At 44.7% G+C, this 541-nt stretch carries 1 protein-coding gene; it reads left to right on the top strand.

Annotated elements, in window-relative coordinates:
- Window positions 1-31: 31 nt before the first annotated feature.
- Window positions 32-541 (top strand): hypothetical protein (locus tag IBX22_RS37185; protein ID WP_228540231.1); only part of this gene is annotated, 510 nt, incomplete at its 3' end.

Raw genomic sequence — 541 nt, 5'->3', positions numbered from 1 at the left:
ACTAGGTGGTGACAAATCCTTCGTAGCTCTCATGGCTCTGATGGAATATGCCCGTTACCTGAATGCTGAAGATAAATCTAAGTTCAACACTCCTCTGTATGTTGAGGCTGATGGTGTAACCAATGGCCCGATTAACGCAATGGTGTTAATGACTGGTGGTAAATTCACCAAAGAGTGGTTACAGAATACTGCTAAAGGTGGTCTGTTCTTTGGTCGTGCTGGTAAGACGATGAACGAACATCGTTCTGTTGATGACAGTGTTGATTTGTATGAGGCATCAACTAATGGCCTGAAAGCTGCACTGACTAACCTGCGTAATACCTATGCCAGTAACCCGGCTGTTAATACTCAGATGAATCACCTGTCTTCTCTGATGGACTTATTCATTCCTGACTACAGTATCAATGAAGAGGGCAACCTCGAACTGAAACGTGGTATTGCCAAGAACCCGCTGACCATTACCATCTATGGTTCTGGTGCCCGTGGTATTGCAGGCAAAATGGTAAGTGCAATTACTGATGCCATCTACGAACGCTTCAGT

It is taken from the genome of Nocardia sp. XZ_19_385 (assembly GCF_015355755.1).
Classification (GTDB): Bacteria; Actinomycetota; Actinomycetes; order Mycobacteriales; family Mycobacteriaceae; genus Nocardia.
Note: the sequence above shows the minus strand (reverse complement) of the source record. Positions and strands in the feature narration are given on the sequence as shown.